This is a genomic window from Streptosporangium amethystogenes subsp. fukuiense, from assembly GCF_042665875.1.
GTDB classification, from domain to species: Bacteria; Actinomycetota; Actinomycetes; order Streptosporangiales; family Streptosporangiaceae; genus Streptosporangium; species Streptosporangium fukuiense.
Genome location: NZ_JBHTEE010000001.1, coordinates 5,791,864 through 5,812,588, shown reverse-complemented (window position 1 = coordinate 5,812,588; position 20,725 = coordinate 5,791,864). Strand labels below are relative to the sequence as shown.

General features: G+C 71.4%; 19 protein-coding genes. 8 read left to right on the top strand and 11 right to left on the bottom strand.

The window, feature by feature from the left end:
• Positions 1-59 precede the first annotated feature (59 nt).
• On the top strand, positions 60-338 hold the full coding sequence (locus tag ACFQVD_RS24765; protein ID WP_343967984.1) for a hypothetical protein: 279 nt from the start codon (positions 60-62) through the stop codon (positions 336-338).
• A 30-nt stretch (positions 339-368) separates the two neighbouring features.
• On the opposite strand, the gene ACFQVD_RS24760 is transcribed toward ACFQVD_RS24765, so the two are convergent.
• The 4 genes from ACFQVD_RS24760 to ACFQVD_RS24745 form a co-directional block, all read right to left on the bottom strand.
• Positions 369-2,024, bottom strand: a complete 1,656-nt coding sequence (locus tag ACFQVD_RS24760; RefSeq protein WP_343967982.1) for a phospho-sugar mutase — start codon at positions 2,022-2,024, stop codon at positions 369-371.
• A gap of 228 nt (positions 2,025-2,252) precedes the next feature.
• On the bottom strand, positions 2,253-3,056 hold the full coding sequence (locus ACFQVD_RS24755; protein WP_343967980.1) for a purine-nucleoside phosphorylase: 804 nt from the start codon (positions 3,054-3,056) through the stop codon (positions 2,253-2,255).
• A gap of 217 nt (positions 3,057-3,273) precedes the next feature.
• On the bottom strand, positions 3,274-5,070 hold the full coding sequence (locus ACFQVD_RS24750) for a hypothetical protein (RefSeq protein WP_343967978.1): 1,797 nt from the start codon (positions 5,068-5,070) through the stop codon (positions 3,274-3,276).
• A gap of 261 nt (positions 5,071-5,331) precedes the next feature.
• Positions 5,332-5,613 carry an AbfB domain-containing protein gene (locus ACFQVD_RS24745; protein WP_343967977.1) on the bottom strand — a complete coding sequence of 94 codons (282 nt, stop codon included), beginning with the start codon at positions 5,611-5,613 and terminating at the stop codon, positions 5,332-5,334.
• A gap of 80 nt (positions 5,614-5,693) precedes the next feature.
• On the opposite strand from ACFQVD_RS24745, the gene ccmA reads away from it, so the two are divergent.
• Positions 5,694-6,320, top strand: a complete 627-nt coding sequence (gene ccmA, locus ACFQVD_RS24740) for a heme ABC exporter ATP-binding protein CcmA (RefSeq protein WP_343967975.1) — start codon at positions 5,694-5,696, stop codon at positions 6,318-6,320.
• Complete coding sequence (locus ACFQVD_RS24735) at positions 6,317-7,864, top strand: DUF6297 family protein (protein WP_364147080.1); 1,548 nt, start codon at positions 6,317-6,319, stop codon at positions 7,862-7,864. The genes ccmA and ACFQVD_RS24735 overlap by 4 nt, the downstream gene beginning before the upstream one ends.
• A 92-nt stretch (positions 7,865-7,956) precedes the next feature.
• Here the strand turns inward: ACFQVD_RS24735 and ACFQVD_RS24730 are convergent, their stop codons facing one another.
• Positions 7,957-8,409 carry a gamma-glutamylcyclotransferase gene (locus ACFQVD_RS24730; protein WP_343975228.1) on the bottom strand — a complete coding sequence of 151 codons (453 nt, stop codon included), beginning with the start codon at positions 8,407-8,409 and terminating at the stop codon, positions 7,957-7,959.
• Between the two features lie 153 nt (positions 8,410-8,562).
• Between ACFQVD_RS24730 and ACFQVD_RS24725 the strand changes: the two genes are divergently transcribed.
• Both ACFQVD_RS24725 and ACFQVD_RS24720 read left to right on the top strand, forming a co-directional pair.
• The gene (locus tag ACFQVD_RS24725; RefSeq protein ID WP_343975231.1) at positions 8,563-9,957 is read left to right on the top strand and encodes an NAD(P)H-quinone dehydrogenase; all 1,395 of its coding nucleotides are present in this window, start codon (positions 8,563-8,565) and stop codon (positions 9,955-9,957) included.
• A 54-nt stretch (positions 9,958-10,011) separates the two neighbouring features.
• On the top strand, positions 10,012-11,271 hold the full coding sequence (locus ACFQVD_RS24720; protein ID WP_343975235.1) for a hypothetical protein: 1,260 nt from the start codon (positions 10,012-10,014) through the stop codon (positions 11,269-11,271).
• 58 nt (positions 11,272-11,329) lie between these two features.
• Here the strand turns inward: ACFQVD_RS24720 and ACFQVD_RS24715 are convergent, their stop codons facing one another.
• The 3 genes from ACFQVD_RS24715 to ACFQVD_RS24705 all read right to left on the bottom strand — a co-directional run bounded on the left by ACFQVD_RS24715 (position 11,330) and on the right by ACFQVD_RS24705 (position 14,468).
• Complete coding sequence (locus tag ACFQVD_RS24715; RefSeq protein WP_343975238.1) at positions 11,330-12,604, bottom strand: ATP-binding protein; 1,275 nt, start codon at positions 12,602-12,604, stop codon at positions 11,330-11,332.
• Between the two features lie 138 nt (positions 12,605-12,742).
• Complete coding sequence (locus ACFQVD_RS24710; protein ID WP_343975242.1) at positions 12,743-13,942, bottom strand: pentapeptide repeat-containing protein; 1,200 nt, start codon at positions 13,940-13,942, stop codon at positions 12,743-12,745.
• A gap of 133 nt (positions 13,943-14,075) precedes the next feature.
• Positions 14,076-14,468, bottom strand: a complete 393-nt coding sequence (locus ACFQVD_RS24705; RefSeq protein WP_343975245.1) for a VOC family protein — start codon at positions 14,466-14,468, stop codon at positions 14,076-14,078.
• A gap of 280 nt (positions 14,469-14,748) precedes the next feature.
• Here ACFQVD_RS24705 and ACFQVD_RS24700 point away from each other — a divergent pair, with 280 nt between their 5' ends.
• Positions 14,749-15,336 carry a histidine phosphatase family protein gene (locus ACFQVD_RS24700; protein ID WP_343975248.1) on the top strand — a complete coding sequence of 196 codons (588 nt, stop codon included), beginning with the start codon at positions 14,749-14,751 and terminating at the stop codon, positions 15,334-15,336.
• Positions 15,337-15,425: 89 nt separating this feature from the next.
• On the opposite strand, the gene ACFQVD_RS24695 is transcribed toward ACFQVD_RS24700, so the two are convergent.
• The 3 genes from ACFQVD_RS24695 to ACFQVD_RS24685 are packed head-to-tail and all read right to left on the bottom strand — an operon-like array spanning position 15,426 to position 18,753.
• Positions 15,426-17,006: a pyruvate, phosphate dikinase gene (locus ACFQVD_RS24695; RefSeq protein ID WP_343975251.1), complete on the bottom strand. Its 1,581-nt coding sequence runs from the start codon at positions 17,004-17,006 to the stop codon at positions 15,426-15,428.
• Positions 17,003-17,635 carry a transcriptional regulator gene (locus ACFQVD_RS24690; RefSeq protein ID WP_343975254.1) on the bottom strand — a complete coding sequence of 211 codons (633 nt, stop codon included), beginning with the start codon at positions 17,633-17,635 and terminating at the stop codon, positions 17,003-17,005. Before ACFQVD_RS24690 ends, ACFQVD_RS24695 begins: the two co-directional genes overlap by 4 nt.
• Complete coding sequence (locus ACFQVD_RS24685; protein WP_343975256.1) at positions 17,632-18,753, bottom strand: TetR/AcrR family transcriptional regulator; 1,122 nt, start codon at positions 18,751-18,753, stop codon at positions 17,632-17,634. The genes ACFQVD_RS24690 and ACFQVD_RS24685 overlap by 4 nt, the downstream gene beginning before the upstream one ends.
• Before the next feature lie 100 nt (positions 18,754-18,853).
• Here ACFQVD_RS24685 and ACFQVD_RS24680 point away from each other — a divergent pair, with 100 nt between their 5' ends.
• The gene (locus ACFQVD_RS24680) at positions 18,854-19,822 is read left to right on the top strand and encodes an ATP-binding cassette domain-containing protein (protein WP_343975258.1); all 969 of its coding nucleotides are present in this window, start codon (positions 18,854-18,856) and stop codon (positions 19,820-19,822) included.
• On the top strand, positions 19,822-20,697 hold the full coding sequence (locus ACFQVD_RS24675) for an ABC transporter permease (RefSeq protein ID WP_343975261.1): 876 nt from the start codon (positions 19,822-19,824) through the stop codon (positions 20,695-20,697). The genes ACFQVD_RS24680 and ACFQVD_RS24675 overlap by 1 nt, the downstream gene beginning before the upstream one ends.
• The last annotated feature ends 28 nt before the right edge of the window (positions 20,698-20,725 follow it).

The following is a 20,725-nucleotide window of genomic DNA, read 5'->3' as shown; positions in this document are numbered from 1 at the left end:
ACCGAGCGGCCCGAGGCCGCCGGAGGGGCGGCCGTTCCGGGCCCGCCCCGATCCCGCGCGTGGTGCTCTCCGTGCTCATCGGGGCCGCGCTCGGCGTCGCCGGGGCCGCCGTGCAGGGCGTCTTCCGTGAGCGGGCGGTGGCGGTCGTCCTGCACGATCTCAACCTCGCAGCCGCCTACGCCGACCGGGTGCTGGTCATGTCCGGCGGGCGGCTCGTCGCCGACGGCCCCCCGGACCGGGTCCTGGCCTCGGAGACCTTCAGCGAGGTGTACGGCTGCGACATCGACGTCCACCGGAACGGCACCGCGTTGCCGGTCGCCCCCCGCCGCGCCGTCTGACCCCGGTCCCCGGCCTGCCGCGTCCGGTGGTCACCGTCCCGCGGTCAGGCCGAGAGCGTCGGCCAGGCCCGACTTCAGCGCGTCGAGGTCCCGCGCGGCCCGCTCCCGTGCCTCGGACACCTCACCGGTGACCGGGACCACGACCTCCAAATAGCACTTGAGCTTGGGTTCGGTACCCGAGGGGCGGACGACGACGCGGGCGCCGCCGGACAGGCGGTAGCGCAGGCCGTCGGTGGGCGGGAGGCCGGCGGAGCCCTCGATCAGGTCGTCGGCGGACTCGACATCGCGGTCCCCGAGTCTCGCCGGCGGGGCGGTGCGCAGGCGGGTCATGGCGCCGGTGATCAGGGACAGGTCGTCCACCCGGACCGAGAGCTGGGACGTGGCGTGCAGGCCGTAACGGCGAGCCTGGTCGTCGAGGAGGTCGAGCAGGGTACGGCCGTCGAGTTTGGCCTGGGCGGCCAGCCCGGCGACGGTCAGCGCCGCGCCGATACCGTCCTTGTCGTGGACGGGCAGGCCCTTGTCGGAGCCGACGCTGTACCCCAGGGCCTCCTCGTAGCCGAAGACCAGCCCGTCTCCGGCCTTCATGATCCATTTGAAACCGGTCAGGGTCTCGGCGTAGCGCACCCCGTACTCCGCGGCGATCCTGCCGAGCAGGGACGACGAGACGATGGTGGTCGCCACCAGGCGACCCTCGCCGGAGGTCTGCCCGATCACGTGCTCGCCCAGCAGGGCGCCCACCTCGTCGCCGGTCAGCATCCGGTACCCCCCGCCGGGCAGCGGTACCCCCACCGCGCAGCGGTCCGCGTCGGGGTCGTTGGCCAGGATCAGGTCGGCGCCGATCCGCTCCGCCAGCTCCAGCGCGAGATCCATCGCGCCGGGCTCCTCCGGGTTGGGGAAGGCGACGGTGGGGAAGTCGGGGTCGGGAGCGGCCTGGGCCTCGACGACGGCCGGGGCGTCGAACCCGGCGGCGGCGAAGGCCCTGGCCAGGGTGTCGCCGCCGACGCCGTGCAGCGGGGTGTACGCCACCCGCAGCCCGCGGGCGGTGCCGATCGGGAGCGCGGTCACCGCCTCCAGGTAGGCGGTCACCACGCCGTCGTCCAGCGCGGTCCACGCGGGGTCGTCCGGGGAGCCGAGGGGCAGCTCGGAGACCGGCCCGACCGCGTCGATGGCGGCGGAGATCTCCGCGTCGATCGGCGGCACGATCTGGGAGCCGTCGCCCCAGTAGACCTTGTAGCCGTTGTCGCGGGGCGGGTTGTGGCTCGCGGTGACCATCACGCCCGCGTCGGCGCCGAGGTGGCGGACCGCGAAGGCCAGCACGGGCGTGGGCAGCGGTGCGGGGAGGACCGAGGCGCGCAGCCCGGCCCCGGTGAGCACGGCCGCGGTGTCACGGGCGAAGACGTCGGACTTGTGCCGGGCGTCGTAGCCGATCACGACGTGCCTGCCCGGACCGAGGACGCGGGCCAGACCGGCGGCGGCGCGCATGACCGTGACCCGGTTCATCCGGTTGGGGCCGGCGCCCAGCTCGCCGCGGAGCCCGGCGGTGCCGAACTCCAGCTTCGCGCCGAACCGCTCGCGCAGCGCGTCGCCGTCGCCGCGTTCCAGCAGCTCGGTCAGCTCCGCGCGCGTGTCGGGGTCGGGGTCCTGGGCCAGCCAGGAACGGGCGAGCCCCGCGAGATCGCTGCTCATCGTCACCTCTCGGGCCTGGGCCCGTCGCCGTTGAGTCCTTGAAACCGTTGAGTCCTTGAAACCAGGATGGTGCTCGAAAGCCGGGTGTCTCATCGAAGGAAACCAGCCCTCACGCGTGGCCGGTTCCTGCGCGGTGTGCTCCTGGGTGATGCGCTTCCACAGCATGTGATCCCCCACCGCGTGGTCTCACGCCGTGTGGTCTCACACCGTGTGGTCCCGGTCGTAGGGCTACAGCTTGCCGACGACCCTGGCCAGCAGGCCGCCCATCCGGGTGGCGGTGGCGCGGCCGACCTCCAGCACCTCCTCGTGGTTGAGCGGCTCGCCCACCAGGCCGGCGCCCGGGTTCGTGACCAGGGAGACGCCGAGCACCTCGGCACCGCCCTCGCGGGCCGCGATCGCCTCGAGCACCGTGGACATGCCCACCATGTCGCCGCCCAGGACGCGGCACATCCGGACCTCTGCCGGGGTCTCGTACGTCGGGCCGCGGAAGGCCACGTAGACGCCTTCGGCGAGCGAGGGGTCGGCCTCGCGGGCCAGCTCGCGCAGGCGCGGGGTGTAGACGTCGGTGAGGTCGACGAAGGTGGCGCCGGTGATCGGGTTGGCACCGGTCAGGTTGATGTGGTCACTGATCAGCACCGCCTCGCCGACCTCCTGGGTCTCGGGACGCAGGCCCCCGGCGGCGTTGGTCAGCACGACCGTGCCCACCCCGGCCCTGATCGCGGTCCGCACCCCGTGCACGACCGGTTCCACCCCGCGGCCCTCGTAGAGGTGGGTGCGGCCGAGGAAGATCAGCACGTTCTTGCCGGACTCGGTCCGCACGGCGCGGATCCGGCCCGCGTGGCCCGCCACGGCGGGCGGCGCGAAGCCGGGCAGGTCGGTCACCGGGATCTCGGCGACCGTCTCGCCGATCGCGTCGGCGGCCGGGACCCAGCCCGAACCCATCACCAGCGCGACGTCGAAGGAGTCCACGCCGACGGCGCCTCTCAGTACGTCCGCGGCGTCCGTGGCGAGTGCATAGGGATCATTGCTCACCTCACCGAGCGTACCGGTCGGCGGTGCTGTTCCGTCCGCTCCGTACCGCTTCCTGGGCGCCTGTCCATGATCGTCCTGACAGGTGTGTTCCGCTCCTCGCGCCGTCCCACGTCGGCGGGCCATGGGAACACGGAACAGGCCCTGCCGTGCCCCGTGCCCCGTACGACCGCCCCGGGCGCGGGGGACGGTTCCGGCCCGGGGACAGGTGCTCGTCCGCTCAGCCGGCCCTGGTGTAGAGCATGAACTGCCGCGCGAACCCCTCGTCGTCCTCCGCGCTGGTGGCGAGCACCCGCTTCACCGTGCCCTTGAAGTCGATCAACACGGCTTCGTGGCCCGAGCCCTGTTCGCGCCAGGCCACGATGTGCTGGTCGTCGTACCAGCCGATGATCCGATCGGTCTCGAAAGGGATCCGGACTTTCGGTTTCCCGCCGTCGCCGGTGGTGGACCAGACGCAGACCTCCTGGGCCTCCGCACAGTATGTGATCATCAGCGTGCCGGACGGGCTGGTGTTCTCCCCCTCGACCCAGATCGGGGTGCCCACGTCCGGCAGGGTCTGCAGTACGCGGCCCCGCAGGTCGTAGAAGCGGACCTGCCTGGTTTCCTTGGCGATCGCCCAGGTGCCGACCGCCTGGCTGTCGGCCCGCCAGAAGTAGGGCCATTCCCCTACGTCCTTGTCCTTCACCCGGACGACCGACGCCTTCTTCGTGGCGATGTCGATGATCGTGTAACCGCGGATGCGCGGCACGGCCTCGCCCTCGACCGCCTCGTACAGGGTGATCAGGCCCTTGGTGCCGTCCGGCGACCAGCGCGGGTAGAGCCCGTAGAGCGGCGCCTTCGCGGTCTTCACATCGCTGACCTCCCCGGTCCTGTGGTCGACGATCGAGACGATCTCGTAGTTGTCCGTGCTGTAGGCGCGAGCCGTGGCGAGAGCGTGGGTACCCGAGGGGTTCAACGTGTAGTGGCCGTACTCGTCGTTCTTGACGAACTCGTGGGTTCCGGCCCCGCGGATGTGGAGGCGGTACTCGTCTCCCGCCCCCAGGGTGTAGGAGGTCAGCCTGATCGGGTCCTCGTCACTCTCGTGGATCGTGATGGAGCTGCCCGGGAGCCTGATCTGCCGGTCCTTGGAGGGGGCCGGGGCGGTGGTCTCGGTGACCGCCCACAGGCCGTCGCCCGATCCGGGGACGGCTCCGGCGAGGACCGCCAGCGTGATCGCCACCGTGACAAGCGTGAGCACGAGTCCGGCGCCGGCCGCGGCCCAGACACGGCGCACGCGCCTTCTCCCGTCGGAGTACGGCTTCACCCCCTGACCCGCGGCCCCGTACGGCGGCGGGTGCCCGCCCCGGTCGTTTCGGGGTGGGAGGAGAAAGCCGTTGAGGTCCAGGGCGGTGCCGCCCGCCTCCTCGGCGATCAGCAGGGCCGCCAGCTCACCTGTCGCGAGGATGTCCGGTGTGAGCGCGGCCGGGTCCTCGACCTCTATCGAGTACTCGATGCCGCCGCTGTACCGGATGAAAAGCACACTGATCGGGCTCGTCTCGCTTCTGAACGAGATGGTCTCATCATCGATCCACTCGTGGAACCGCAGGCCCGGAAGCACCTCTGCCAGGACTTCCACCAGCCGCGGGGTGGGTATCTCGGAGCCCCCGACCACTGAGGAAAGGGCCTCGCCGGGCCTGGGCGGCGGATGCGCGCATCCGTTGAGTCGCCGGGCCAGCCCTTCGACCACGTCCCAGGGGAGGCAGGACCGCCCGCCGATGTCACGCCAGGTCTCCTCCAGTACGTAGGCCGTCCGCCACCCCGTCGGCAGGTCCGCCCGAGCGGCGAGGGACGGGGTGAGGTCGATCGGGCCGCGCAGCCGCATCTTCCGCGTCACCCGGACCCCCTTGCGGTCCTCGTACGCGATCGGGCTGCACAACCGCACGGTCTCCAGCAACAGCGCCGGATCGGGCTGATAGCCGAGCAGCAGCGCCCGCCCGGCGCGTAGCCGCCTTGCCCACAAGAAATCGGCGACACCCATCTGGAAGACCCCCGGTGACCTCGGTAGTGGCTGCCATGATCGGGTGTCCGGCTTGTCGCTCACTTGTAGCCGGATTGCGTCCCAGGGTGACCGCGACAGGGAGGGCGAACGAGGTGTGCCGGAGAGGCTCGGTCAGAGGGCATCCGAGATCGCGCGGGCCAGGCCGTGCTTCCTTGCCAGGTCGGGTACGGTGAGGCCCTCGATCGCGACCACCCGGTCATCGCGGACGAGCTTCGAGGGCCTTTGCCCGATCCCTCGCGCTCAGGCCCAGGGGGCGACGACGGTGAAGGAGCTGTCGGCGCGGAAGGTGTCCGAGTTCTGGTAGAGGTCCACCCGCAGCTCGTAGTTGTAGTGCCGGATGTAGCGGCCCGGGTAGTTGTACGACTCCAGCGACACCGAACCGGAGGCCGAGCCGGGTTTGGCACAGAAGGTGGCGTCCTGCCGGAAAGTCGTAGAGCCGTCGTTCGCGTCCAGGCGGATGCGGAAGTCCCAGTGCCGCAGGTAACGGCCGTCGGCTCCGGTGTCGTGCAGCGGGTCGCTCATCCGTGTCGCCGGGTCGGTGTCTCGCTCCCGGAGACCTCCGTGCCGCCGGGGAGGCGGTGGTCGTGAACTAGGGTCGAACGGTGGCTGAATCGATCATCGTGGTCCGTGACGTGCGAGTGGAGTTGAGCGGTACTCCGATCCTGCGGGGCGTCGACCTCACGGTCGCCCGAGGCGACATCGTCGCCGTGGTCGGGGTGAACGGTGTGGGCAAGTCGACGTTGCTGCGCTGCCTCGCGGGTATCCAGCCGCCGGGGTCCGGCGAGGTCAGCGTCTTCGATCGGCCGCCGGCGGATGATTCGGACTTCTGGCGCGATGTCATCCTCGTCGGCGACGAACCGGCGTGGTACCCGGGGCTGACCGTGCGCGAACATCTGGAACTGATGCACGCCGTACACCGCTCGTCCCGCCTGGAGGTCGGGACGATCCTGGAGGTCTTCGGCCTGGCGGGGCGACGGGACATGGCGCCGCCGACGCTCTCGACCGGCCAGCGACAGCGGCTGTCGCTGGCGATGGCCCTGCTCCGGCCGAGCCGGCTGCTCCTGCTGGACGAGCCGGAGCGCGGGCTCGACGCGACGTTCAGGAGGCGGCTGGCGACCATGCTGACCGAATACGCGGCGGCCGGTGGCGCCGTGGTGATGGCGACCCACGACCTCGACTTCGCCCGGGCCACCCACGCACGCCAGATCACGCTGGAGGCCGCCGCGTGAACGAGGTCCAGGCCGTGCGGGCCCTCGTCCGGTCGGGTGGCCGGGCACCGATGAGCTGGTCGGACCGGTACGTCGCCCTGTTCGGGCTCGCGATGGCGGTGGCGGTGCTGGCCCAGCCCATCGCCTCCGTACTCGCGACCATGGCCGGGCAGGCGGATCCGTCGAGGCTCGGGGCAGGGGTGGCGCTGATCGCACTGGCCTACGCGGGCCTCCTCTCGCTCGCCCGCACGCTCGGCCCCGTCGCGCTGCCGGCCGCCGACGCCGCCTGGCTGCTGCTCTCCCCGCTCCCGCGCCGCGCCGTGCTGGCACGGAGCGCGGTGATCCTGCTGGCGATCTCCTCGCTGGTCGGCGCGGGATTGGGCCTGGCCCTGCTCGGCGTACTCGGCGCGCCGGATCAGTTCACGCCGCGGCTGGTCACCGCGGTGCTACTGGGAGTCTCGGCGGCGGTCGGCGGGATGGCGGCGGCCGTGCTGGCGCAGTCGTCCCAGCACTGGGACTCGTGGCTGCAGGGAGCGCTCGTCGTCCTCGTGGTCGTGGCCGCGCTCGCGACGGTGCTGGGCAGCGGTCCGGGGCGGCACCTGCTGGTCGCCGTCGCCGACGCGCCGGTCTCGCTGGGCGCGGCCTCGACGGCGCTCTGCGGCGCCGTGACCGCCGTTCTGGTACGGCGGGCGTGGGCGGCACTCGGCCGCGTCCACGCGCGTACCGTCCTGGCCGCGTCCACCCGCGCCGGCCGGGTGGCCGCCGCGACGACGGTCCTGGAATTCGGGGCCCTGACCTGGATCGCCGAGGACGGTCACTGGCGCAGCCGCACCCTGCGCTCCCGTCCGTGGCCGGCGCCGCTGTCGTGGCCGGCGCCCCGGCTCCTGCGGCCCCTGTCCGCCCCGCCGGCCCTGGCCTGGCAGGACTGGCGCAGGCTGGGGCGCCGCCCAGGCCGGCTGGCCGCCCTGCTCGCGGCGACCGCGCTGCCCGCTCTGGCCGCCCGGGCCGCAGGCGGTCTCTCCCCGGTCGTGGTGATCCTGGTGGCCGGCGGAGCGCTGACCGCCGCGGCGGCGTGCACCACGGGTGCGCGCCGCGACGGGGAGGACCCGAGTCTGGCACGGCTCTTCGGCGTGGGCGTCCGTGCGGCGCTCACCGCACGGGCGCTGCTGCCGATGCTGCTGAGCGGTGCCTGGCTCACCCTCGCCCTGGCCGGGCTGACCGCGGCGGGTGCCCTGCCCGCCGGCCCGTGGTGGCTGTTCGGCCCGCTGGCCGCGCCAGCCCTGGCCGCCGGAGCCCTGCGGATGGCCCGGCGGGGTTTCGTCGATCACTCGATGCCGGTCATCGACACTCCGATGGGCTCCGTACCCATGGGCCCGCTCGTCTGGGCGATGACCGGCGTGGACATCGCCGCGCTCGGCTGCGCCCCCGCGCTGCTGGCGCCGGCCGTCGGGCCGTCCGCCCTCGGCGCCCTGGTGGCCGCGCAGGCGCTGTCCGGGGCGGCCGTGCTGACCGCGTTCCTGCTTCGCGCGAGGAGAGCCGCCGCGGGCAGGGCCCACCTCGGGTGAGAGCGCGGTCCGGTGCCGCCTCTCCCGGGTCCCGCGACGCTTTCGGGCATGCCGCATCGCCACAGGCCCGATGTCGGGCGGTGACGCCGGGCCTAGCCTCCGAGGGAGGTGCAGGGGCGGCCGCGCAGTTCCTTGACGTAGTCGTCGGGGGCACCCGCGCGCTCGGCCGCCTCGGCCAGGATGCCGAGGTAGCGGGCCGAGGGCAGCCCGCCCTCGTAGCCGTCGAGCACGTAGAACCAGGCCAGGACCTCGCCCTCCATGGTCTGCACCCGGAGTTTGACCTTGTGGTAGAGGCCGCGCGCCGCGCCCTCCCACTGGTCGAGGGAGCTCTCGTCCCATTCGGGCACGTCGTAGAGGACCACGAAGACCTGCTCGGCGGCGTCCTCGACGATGGAGGCGAGGGCGCCCTCCCAGCCGAGGTCGTTCCCGCCGAAGGTCAGGCGCCAGCCCTGGAGCCAGCCCGTCCCCTTGATCGGGGAGTGCGGGGCCCGCTGGGCCATCTGCTTCGGGTCCATGTTGCTGCCGTAGGCGGCGTAGACAGGCACGTTGGCCAACACTAATCGAAGATCCGCGAGACACTCACCCAGCCTCGAAGCCACGCCGATGTCTCGTGGAATTACGACGATTTTGGGGGACTTTCGTGCTTTGAGAGGGATGTCGAGCGATGGCCGGTCGCGCCATACGGGAGAATGGGGTACGTGACGAGGATAGTGATCATTGGCGGCGGACCCGGTGGATACGAGGCCGCGCTGGTCGCCGCCCAGTTAGGGGCCCAGGTCACCGTCGTCGAACAGGACGGCCCCGGCGGCGCCTGCGTGCTCACCGACTGCGTGCCCTCCAAGACGCTGATCGCCACCTCCGTACGCAAGCAGGCGCTTCTCGACGCCAGCATGCTCGGGGTGCACTTCACCGGCGGTCCCGACGGCGACGTCGGCGGCGTCATCGCCGACATGCCGCTGGTCAACAGGCGCGTCAAGGAGCTCGCCAAGGCGCAGTCCGCCGACATCGCCGCGCGACTGGCCGCAGAGGGCGTCGAGGTGATCAAGGCACCGGGACGGCTGGTCGACCCGCAGGTGGTCAGGGCCGGAGACAGGACGATCCGCGCCGACGTCGTCATCGTGGCGACCGGGGCCACCCCGCGCATCCTGACCGGCGCCGAGCCCGACGGCGAACGCATCCTCACCTGGCGGCAGCTGTACGACCTGGAGGAGCTGCCCGAGCACCTCATCGTGGTCGGCTCCGGCGTCACCGGCGCCGAGTTCGCGGGCGCCTACCGCTCGCTGGGCTCGGAGGTCACGCTCGTCTCCTCTCGCGACCGGATGATGCCCAACGAGGACGCCGACGCCGCCGAGGTCCTCGAAGAGGTCTACCGCCGCCGCGGCATGAACGTCATGGGCCGCTCCCGCGCGGAGTCCGTCAAGCGCACCGAGGACGGCGTGGTCGTCACGCTGGAGGACGGCAGGACCGCCGAGGGCAGCCACTGCCTGATGACCGTCGGCATGGTCCCCAACACCGCCGGGATCGGCCTGGAGGAGGCCGGGGTCACCCTCGACCGGGGCGGTTTCATCCAGGTCGACAAGGTCTCCCGCACCTCCGCCCCCGGCGTCTACGCGGCCGGGGACTGCACCGGGGTCCTGATGCTCGCCTCGGTCGCCGCCATGCAGGGCCGGATCGCCGTCTGGCACGCCCTCGGCGAGGCCGTGCAGCCGCTCCGCCTGGCCACCGTGGCCTCCGCCATCTTCACCGACCCCGAGATCGCCGCGGTGGGCGTCGCCGAGCGGGCGATCGAGGCGGGCGAGATCGAGGCCAACATCGTCAAGCTGCCGCTGGCCACCAACGCCCGCGCCAAGATGCAGGGTTTCAACGACGGCTTCGTGAAGCTGTTCTGCCGCCCGCACACCGGCATCGTCCTCGGCGGCGTGGTGGTCGCCCCCCGCGCCTCGGAGCTGATCCTGGCGGTCTCGGTGGCCGTGCAGCAGCGCCTGACCGTCGACCAGGTCGCGCACACCTTCGCGGTCTACCCCTCCCTGTCCGGCTCCGTCACCGAGGCCGCCCGCCGCCTCATGCAGCCCATGACCCCCAGCGGCATCTGACCCGGCCGCCCCAGGCTCACCCGGCTTCGCCCGTCCCCGGACTAAGATCAGCGGATGTCCAAGCCGTGGTCGACGACGCGTCGGGTGCTGCGCTGGACACGTCGGCTGGTCGCCGTCGTGGTCGGTGTCTGCGCGCTGGTGGGGGCGGTGCGGCTGGTCGTGCCCGCCACCGCGGGGACGGCCGGTGAACCGGCCGGGGTCCGGCGGCAGCTGACGTTCCTGCGTGCCGCGCTGGACGGCGGGGCCGGTGACGAGGCACAGCGGCTGTTCCCCGAGGGGTACTTCTTCCTGCACGTGCTGTACGGCCTGAGCTGGGCCGAGATCGGGATACGCGAACCGGCCGGCGAGCGGTCGGCGGCACTGCGGGAGGCGCGGTGGGCGCTGGAGCGGCTGGACTCGCCGTCCGGCCGCGAACCGTTCAGCCAGGACCTCACCCCCTCGTACGGCGTCTTCTACCGGGGCTGGAGCAACTGGCTGCGCGGTCAGGTGCTCAGCCTGCAACCGGCCGGGCGGCGCGATCCGGGCGAGCTGCGCCGGTTCGCCGACGACTCCGCCGCGCTCGGCGCGGCGTTCGACGCCTCGGCGTCGCCGTACCTGACGGCCTACCCCGGTCAGGCGTGGCCGGTCGACTCGACCGTGGCGATGGCGTCGCTGCGGCTGCACGACACGCTGCTGCCGGCCCGGTTCGCCGGGACCGCCGAGCGGTGGCTGCGGGAGGTACGCCGACGGCTCGATCCGCGTACCGGGCTGCTCCCGCACCGGGCCGACCCCGACACCGGAGAGGTCGCCGAGGTGGCCAGGGGGACCTCGCAGAGCGTCATCCACCGTTTCCTCGTCGACATCGACCCGGTCTTCGCCGCCGAGCAGTACCTGCGCTTCCGTGACGCCTACGTCGTCTCGCCGCTCGGCCTCGGACCCGCGGTACGGGAGTACCCCGAAGGGCTGGACGGTCCGGCCGACGTCGACTCGGGGCCGCTCCCGCTCGGGGTGAGCCTGTCGGCCACCGCGGTCACCCTCGGCGCCGCCCAGGTCCACGGCGACGCGCCGCTCGCCGAGGCGCTGGCCGGCTACGGCGAGCTGGCCGGCCTGCCGCTCGACACTCCCTGGACCAAGCGGTACGCCTTCGGCCTGCTCCCGATCGGCGACGCCTTCCTGGCCTGGTCGAAGACCGCCAGGCCCTGGGTGACACCCACCCCGTCCCCGCCACCGGCGAGCATCTCGTGGTGGTGGCGGATACCGCTACTGTCGCTGCTGGCCGTCCTCGGCGTCGCACCGTGGCTGCCCGCCCTGCTACGCCGCCGCCGCACCCGCTGATCTGAAACTCGTAGTCGAGCTGGTCGATCTGTCCCCCGTCTCCTGGCGCGATGAACGATCAGCAGTTGTTCCCCGACCCCGCACACCAGAGGGCAGCGATGGGAAGTGCCCGCAGCCGATCCCCGAAGGGGAGGGTCTCCTGTCCCGCGTAGAGGACGAATCCCGCTACCCAGCGGTCGCCGAGCTTGTTAGCCAGGTGCTGGAGTCCTTTGAAGTCATCAGCGCGCACAGTCTCGGCGGCTTTGACCTCGATACCGACCACTTCCCCTGACGCGCGCTCCAGGATGCCGTCCACCTCGACGCCATCGCGATCTCGGTAGTGGTAGAGCCGCACAGGCTCTTCGGACCAGGTGAGCTGGCGGGCCAGTTCGCTCAGCACGAAGTTCTCCATGAGGGGACCGACGGGGGCGGTCACATCGCTGATCCGGGCCGGGGTGAGGCCGGCGAGGTGAGCTCCGAGTCCCGAGTCGATCATCAGGAGTTTGGGCGTCGCGATGGCGCGTGTGGTTGCGTTGGAAGACCATGCCGGAATCCGCCTGACCAGGTACACGAGGTCAAGGAGGTCCAGATACCGTTTCACCGTGGTCCGAGGCAGGCCGAGATCGCGGCTGATGTTGTCGATCACGGCCAGGCCGCCCATCCGCCCGGCGAGGATGTTGAGCAGACGCCGCATGTCGGCCGGGTGCTCGATGTCCGACACCTGCTTCACGTCCCGGTTGATCAGATCGGTGACGTACGAGTCAAAGAAACGTGCCCTCCGCCGATGGGTTGAGCGATGAACGGCTTCCGGATAGCCCCCTCGCATTGCTCTGTCCAGATAGTCGGCTCGCCGAAGACGAGGTCGCGGAGTCTCGATACCAACGCCGTTTCGGAACACCGCGTCGACGAAACCATCTGGCTGCCATTCGATCTCTCCTTGTGACAACGGCCACAATTCGATGGTCTCGGATCGGCCGGGGAGGGCGTCTGGAAGATCTTTGATCCCCAGTAGGCGCGCGGAACCGGTGAGAAGGAAGCGTCCAGGGCGAGGATCGGAATCAACTTCACGTTTGATGGAGAGAAGCAGGTCGGGTACGCGCTGGACCTCGTCGATGAGCATGAGTCCGTCGTGGTGGACGATCCCATCGGGATCCTCCCGGGCGGCGGCGCGCACGGCTGCCTGGTCTAGGAAGAGCTCCCGCGAACCTGGGGTCTTGCGCGCGATCTCCTGGGCCAGGGTGCTCTTCCCCGTCTGCCGAGCACCATTGATCACCACCACCCGGGTGTCGGTAAGCGCCTCGCACGCCATCTCGTGCGCGCGCCGGGGAAAGAGCGCCAGGTCATCGATGTCCATAGGGTGCAGCGTACGGCGTCCGCGGCTTCGTGGTGGTGGATCTGCCGAGGATTTCGTGGTGGGTCTGCCGAGGGATGTGTGGTGGATCTGCCGAAGGTTAAGTGGTGGATCTGCCGAGCGGAGTTTCGCTGATGGGCGTCAGCGGACGCGGGAGCGGAGGCGGGCGAGGGCCGCTCTGCCGTCCTGGACGGCTCGGGCCACGAAGTGCAGTTCCTCCTCGCGGCGGGCGATCGACAGGGCCTGCTTGGCGGCCTCGTAGGCGTCGAGCGCGTGCCGCCAGTCATGGTCGGCGGTCATGCCGCCGCGCCCGCTGACCTGGAACTCGTAGTCGAGCTGGTCGATCTCCTCGCCCAGCCGGGTGATGTCCTCCTCCGCGCCGCGCCGCACCACGGCGAACCGCGCGGCGCGCCGGGTCCGTTGCTGGGCGCTGACGCCCCAGGCCACCACGGTCAGTGCCAGGCCCACCGCGCTGAGCACGACCATGACGAGCCCCACGGACGGACCGACGCTTCGCGCGGGTTCCGCCTGTGAGATGTCCTCCTCCTTCTCCGCGTCCTCGGTCCGGGAGGTGGGCGACGAGGTCGGCAGCGGGACGGTCAGGCCCGTGGGGGTGCCCTTGGCGCCGGTGAGATCGACGTCGTCGGCCTGGATGAAGGACGCCCCCTGGACCAGCGCGCCGGTGAAGTCGGCGCCGTCCAGCTCCGCCTGGGTGAACTCGGCCTCGCTCACGTCGGCGTACTTGAACGTCGCGTTGCGCAGGTTCGACTGGCTCAGTTTCGCCTCGCGGAGCTTGGCCCGGGTGAAGTCGGCCTTGCGGGCCTTGAGCTGACCGGGGGTGCTCTCGTCGAGGTCGGCGTCGATCAGCTTGGCGGCGGTGAAGTTGACCTGGGTCAGCTCGGCCCTGGTCAGCTTCGCCCCGGTCAGATTCGCGTACGGGAACTCCGCCTGCCCGGCCTCCGCGTCGACCAGGATCGCGTTCCGCAGGTCGGCGTGGTCGGCGTGCATCTGGCCCAGCTCGGCCTCGGTCAGGTCGGCACCCCGCAGGTCGGCGTACTTCAGCCTGGCCTGGGTGAGATTGGCCTGCTTGAGCGAGGCGTCGCGCAGGATCGCTCCGGTGAGGTCCTTCTGGATGAGTTCCACACCGTTCAGCTTCGCCCCGGTCAGGTTGGCGCAGCGCAGGTCGGCGGGGAGCTGGGCACCTCCGGTGAAGTCCCTTCCCCGCAGATTGGCACCCTGACCGGGCCTGCACGGCCCGGTCGAGGCCTGGGCGGGTGAGATCACCGTCCCCGACAGCGCGAAGACCGCGACAGCGAGGGCCAGGGGGATGGGACGACGCACGGGGAAGCCTCCTTCACAGCGGCCCCGATCGTGTCAGTGGATCATTGCATTCCGCTAGATGCCTGGTTGCACCTTTCATGGCAGATGTTCGCGCCGGGACCTGCTTTCGTGGCGTGACGGCCGGTGTCCGCGTTCAGGCCGGCCCGAGCAGGTCCCATCGGTTGCCGGCGATGTCGAGGAAGACGGCGATCCGCCCGTAGGGCTCGGTGCGCGGCGCGGTCACGAACTCCACGCCGGCCGCCGTCATCCGCGCGTGGGCGGCGTCGAAGTCGTCCACCCGCAGGAAGAGCCCCACCCGCCCGGCGAACTGCTCCCCGACGACGGCGGCCTGGTGTTCCCCGTCCGCGCGGGCGAGCAGGATGCCGGTCTCACCTCCCGGCGGCCGGACCATGACCCACCGCTTCGGGCGGCCGTCGTTCGTCAACGACGGCGAGTCCTCGACCAGCTCGAAGCCCAGGGCACCGGTGAAGAACTCGATGGCCCGGTCGTAGTCCTCCACGACGATCGCCACCAGATCGATCCGCATCTTCATGATCGTAAGTCTTGCCGATGATCCGGGTGGTCCTCTCGCGGCCGCCGTGCCGAGAGCCGAGGTGGACGCGACTCCCAGGCGCCCTCTCCGGCGGTCTCCTGTATTTCCCGCTATTCGAATGTTGTTATCATTTGGATTTTGTGAGTATTCTAACCTGGGTCGAGGGGGGAACAGCGATGGTTCGGCTGACCTGGGGTGCTCGAAGTCTCCGGGCGAGCCCGCGCCGGGTGGCGGGGATGAGCGTCGGCTCCTGCCATGCGATATGGATCTGACGATGGCGACTCGACACCTGTACGTGATACGGCACGGCGCGGCGGACCCGTTCGGTGAGTTGACCGATGTCGGGCAGCGGCAGTCGGAACTGGTCGGGGAGCGCCTGGCCCACCTTCCGGTCGACGCCGTGTGGCATTCGCCCCTTCCCCGGGCGGTGCGGTCCGCCCGGATCGTCGGTGAGCACCTGCCGGGCGTCGCCGTGCGGGAAGCGGCCGAGTTGATCGACCACGTGCCGCACGTGCCGGACGAGATGCCCCCCGCCTGGGCGGGGTTCTTCGACGGGTACGACGCCGCGGAAGCCGCCGCGGGCGCGGCCCTCGCGGACGCGCTGATCGACAGGTTCGCGCGCCCCGCCGAAACCGAGACCCACGAGGTCCTGGTCACCCACGCCTATCCGGTGGCCTGGCTGGTGCGGCACGCCCTCGATGCGCCACCGGCGCGGTGGCTGGGGCTGAACTGCGGAAACACGGCGCTGACGGCGATCGAGTATCGCGACGGCGTGGCGCCGACGGTGCTGTTGTACAACGACATGGGCCACCTCCCGCCCGACCTGCGCTGGACCGGGTTCGGGCCCGGTACCCGGCCATGAGCGGCGCCGCTGGGCGCTCACCGGCACGGGGTGAGCGCCCGCTTTCGTGGCTGCCCCGACATCGCCCCGCTGTGCGAGGCCGCCGCGGTCTAGTCGTGACGGAGTACGGCGTGGGCGGCGTCGAGGCGCCGGGCCTCGTCGCGTTCGGAGCGGTCGCCCGATACGTCGTCGGCCCATTCGAGGAGGCGACGCAGGTGGACGTCGGCCGTGGTCGTGACGGTGCGGGGGCTGCCGAGGGCGACCTCGCCACCGGTCCCGTCGATGGTGACGAGGGTGCCCTCACCGAGGGTGCGCCCGCCGGCTCGCACCGAGGCGCCGGCGACGTCGACGGTGAGGTCGCCGATCCCCACGACGGCGGGTTTCCCCATCGCTCGCGCGACGACCGCGGCGTGGCTGGCCGGCCCGCCCCGGGCGGTGACGATTCCGGCGGCGACCGCCAGGCCGCGCATGTCGTGCGGGGAGGTCTCCGGCCGCACCAGGATGACCGGGCCGTCCGCGGCCATGCGCACCGCTCCGTCGGAGGTGGTCGCCACCCTGCCGACCGCGACACCGGGGCAGGCGCCGATTCCCCGGGCCAGGATGTCGGCGGTCGCCGCTATCCGGGGAGTGCGGACGTGCGGGAGATGCCGCGGTGAGATCCTGAGCAGCGCTTCGTGACGTCCGATCACACGCTCGTCGGCGAGGTCGGTCGCGACGCGGACGGCGGCACCCCCGACGAACCGGCCAGGCCGGACCTGCAGAATCCACAGCTCCCCGGCCTGGAAGGTGAACTCGACGTAGCACGCGTCGCGGTAGTGCCCCTCGACCCGGCTCAGGGCGTCGAGGAGGCCGGTCCACACCGCCGGTTCCCGGTCGGCGAGTTCGCGCAGGGGCCGGGTCAGCGATCTGCCGGAGACGACGTCCTCACCCTGGTGTCCGAACAGGACCTCGCCGAACGGGACGTTCTCCCCGGTGTTGGGGTCGCGGCTGAACGCGACCCCGGTGCCGCTGTGGTCATCGCGGTTCCCGAACACCATCGTCTGTACGATCGCGGCCGTGCCGAGATCGTGCGGGATGTCATGCAGTTCGCGGTAGGTCCGGGCGCGCGGTGTGTCCCATGACGAGAACACGGCCTTGACCGCCAGCTCCAGCTGCCGGGTCGCGTCGTCCGGAATCGGCCGGCCACATCGTCGCCGGATGAGGTCCTCGACCGCTTCGATCCGTGCCTCCTCGTCGCCGGTCCCCCGGCTTACCTCCAGGTCGGTGATCGCGGAGGCGAAGCCGGACAGGAACCGCAGCCGTGAGTTCAGCGCGAACCGCGAGTCGCCCGTCTCGGCCGCCAAAGCGGCCGTGGCTCCGGTCGTGAGGCCGAGGTTGAGGATCGTGTTCATCATGCCGGGCATCGACACGCCGGCCCCGGAGCGAACGGACACCGCCAACGGCGCCTGTGATCCCCCGAAGCGGCGCCCGGTGGCGGCTTCGAGGTCGGCGACGGCCGCCGCGAGCTCGTCGTCGAGTCCGTCGGGAAGACGCCCGTCACGCAGGAACGCGCGACATGCCTCCGTGGTGACGACGAACCCGGCGGGCACCCGCAACCCGAGACGGAGGAGGACCAGGAGGCCGTGTGCCTTGCCGCCCAGCGTCTCCGTCGTCTCCTCGACCCGCGTGGAGAGCGGGCGAACCCATCTCATACCCATCGGGGGATCCCGAGTGTGGCGAGCAGGTCCTCGTGAAGTTCGGCCCACACGGCGTGGTACGACGCGGTGCTGTCGGCCACGTACTCCAACGCGCCGGAGGTGGCGCGATCGAGGGCTTCGACGAGGCGGGTTCGGTAGCGGCCGAATCGAGGCAACGCCGCGGACAGCTCGGCACCGACGACGGCGGCACGCTGGTCGAACTCGGCGAATCGGGCGAGGACCCGAGCGTCGTAGGAGGGGTCGCCGTGGTCGTTGGCGGTCATGACACCGTCGACGGATCGGAGTTGCCATGCCGTGCAGAGGTCGAGCAGTTCCGGGTTGAGCACCAGAAAGTCGTCGAACGCCGCTGCCACGGCGGCGCGAGCACCGGCCGACTCCAATTCGGCGGTGATCCGTTCGGCGTCCACGACACGGCCGGTGTCCGTCAGACTCCACCCGCCGAAGTCGCCGGCCATATGCGTGACGAGACCGGCGACCGCGAGATCGATCAGCTCGGACTCGACGTCGGATTCACCGAGACCCGTGGCCCTGGCCAGGCGGGCGAGGCCGGCGGCGCCGCCGCAGCGCAGGGCGTGCAGTACCAGCAGGCCGGTGTCGGTCGCGGGAGGCTGGGATCGGGTCATGACCTGGCGCTCCGCGGCCGCGTGCCGTTGGGGGCGTCGGCGGTCGACGCCGCGTACGCGGCGCCTCGCCCGTGGGCTCGGGCGACGATCGCGCCGCCCCGGACGCGTACGGCGGACTCCGTCTCGTCGTCGAGGTCCGTCAGGCCGATCGCCGCCGCGGCCAGGGCCTCGTCATCGAGGACCAGGCGGACGCGCCGCCAGGCCTCGGGGGCGAACACCCGCCGCAGGCAGCCGATGAGGTCGGTGACCCTGAGCCGTACCAGGCGGCCCGTCTCGGCGGCGTCACTCGTGACGACGACCACCGTCACCTGCTCGCCGGGCCGGGCGGAACGGACGGCTTCCTCGGCGGCGGCGAGACGACCGACCCCCAGCACCGTGATCAGACCGTCGGCGCCGAGGTCGGCCCGCTCCCCGCTGATCCGATCCGCGAGTCCGGTGGGCGGATCCCACGCGTCCCCACACGGTCGTGCCGGAGCGACATAGGGCAGATACGGCGGCGTCCAGGTGTCGGCGAGATCGATCCCGGACAGGTGCTCACAGGCGCGCGCCAGGTCGAAAGGGTCACCGAATCCCGGTGCGCTCTCAGCCAGGTGGCCCGAACCGTCCAGCAGCGTCAGCACCAGCTCGGCCAGCCGTACCCGCCGCGCCGGCGTCGCCTGGGTCGGTTCGCACGATTCCAGCGGGATGGCGAGCAGCAACGCCTCCAGCCGGACGAGCTGCGCCAGCACCGTGCGCGCGTGCTCGTCATCGAGGACGCCGGCCAGCGAGCGCAGGTGCAGCCGCCCTCCCGAAGCCGTGTCGTCGACCAGGGGCAGCCGTTCGAGCCAGGTCCGGGCGAACACGCCCAGCACCTCGGCCGACGACCTCGGCGACATCGGCGACATCGGCGGTGGCTCACCCGCGGGGGCGTTCTCCACCATGTCGATCAGCACCGCCAGGTACAGCGCGCGCTTGCTCGGGAAGTTCGAGTACACCGCCCCGCGGGTCAGCTCGGCCCGCTCGGCGATCCGATCGACCTTGGCCAAGGCGTAGCCGTGTTCGGTGAACTCCTCCCTCGCCGCCGCCAGCACGGACGTCCGGGTGCGCTCCTGCTGCTGCACCCGAGTCAGTCGAACCATCGCAGTTCCTTTCCCTGGATCGCCGGCATTAGGATACTCTCAAAATTCAGATGTTGAGAACATCTGAACTGCGAAGCGATCGAGACGAAGGATGATGACGGTGAGCGATCATGGATTCGAGACCGAAGGGCTGGCCAAGAGATTCGGCAAGGTCACCGCGCTCGACGGGGTCGGTCTGGCCGTCCCGCGCGGGCAGGTGCTCGGCCTGCTGGGGCCCAACGGCGCCGGCAAGACCACCGTGATCCGCATCCTCGCGACCCTGCTGCGTCCCGACAGCGGACGCGCGTCCGTGGCCGGGTTCGACGTGGCACGCCGGCCGGGACAGGTACGCCGGCGGATCGCGCTGTCGGGCCAGCACACCAGCGTGGACGAGGAGCTGACCGGGCTGGCGAACCTGGTCATGATCGGCCGGCTCCTCGACCTGCCCCGGCCGCAGGCTCTCCGGCGTGCCGCGGACCTGCTGGCCCGTTTCGGCCTGGAGGACGCGGCGAAGAGACCGGTGGCCGGCTACTCCGGTGGCATGCGCCGCCGCCTCGACCTGGCCGCGAGCATGGTCGGACACCCCGAGGTGGTCTTCCTCGACGAGCCCTCGGTGGGCCTGGATCCCGGCAAACGTGACGAGCTATGGCAGATGATCCGCGGTCTGAGCGCCGACGGCGTCACCGTCCTGCTGACCACCCAGTACCTCGAAGAGGCCGACGCCCTCGCCGATGCCATCACCGTCATCGACCGGGGACGGGTCATCGCCTCCGGCACTCCCGCGGAGCTGAAACGAGAGGTCGGCGGGCACACCATCGCCGTGCGGCCGAACGACCCCGCCGACACCGACGCGACCGTCGGCATCCTGGCCGATGTCACCGGCCGGACCCCGGAACGCTCCACCCGCCACGAGCTGGTCGTGCCCGTCGCCGGGGACGAGGACTTCTTCGAGATCACCGCCCGGCTGCGCGAACACCGCATCGGCGTCTCCGAACTGTCGCTGCGCCTGCCCAGCCTCGACGAGGTCTTCCTCGCCCTGACCGGAACACCTACCACCACCGCCGCCGACGAACCGACGAAGGCCGCCTGATGGCCGCCACCGAACAACCGCGTGCCGGAGCACCTACCACCACCGCCGACGACACCGACGAGGGCCGCCTGATGACCGCCACCGCGACTGCCGAAGAACAACCGCGTACCCGGCCGCTCGCCTGGCTCCGGCACAGCCTCGTACTCGCCCGCCGCAGCCTCGCCAAGACCACCCGCAACCCCGGCCCGATCATCAACGGGGTCGTCACACCCGCCCTGTTCATGGTGCTCTTCCTCTACCTCTTCGGCGGATCGGTGGCCGGCTCCACCGCCGACTATCTCCGGTACCTCTTCCCCGGCATCCTCGTCATGGGCGCCGGCCTCGCCGGGATGGTCTCGACCGGCACCAGCATCAACCTCGACCTCAAGAACGGCGTCACCGACCGGTTCCGCAGCCTGCCCATCGGCCGCCTGGCACCCCTGCTCGGCTCCGTGCTGGCCGACATCGTCCGCTACCTGCTCGCCGTCGCCATCCTCTTCGCCATCGGCGCGCTCCTCGGCTTCCGCGTCCACGGCGGCCTCGCGGCAGCCCTCGCCGCCGCCGGCCTGGCCATCGCCTTCGGCTTCTGCCTCAGCTGGGTCACCGTGTTCGTCGGCGTACTGGCCAGGAACGCCGACACCGTCCTCGCGATCAGCTTCATCGGCTTCCTGCCGTTGCAGCTCGGCACCAGCCTCGCCGCTCCCGTCGAGACCCTGCCCGGCTGGCTGCGAACCTGGGCCGAGATCAACCCCGTCACCCACGTCATGGACGCCTGCCGCGCCCTGCTCAACGGCACCCCGGCCGGCGACACCGTCACCACCACGCTCATCTGGTGCGCGGCCCTCTTCGTGGTGTTCTGCCCCCTGGCCATCCGCGCCTACAGCCGCCAGCAATGACCAGAAGGACCGGTACCTCCTGCCAGGC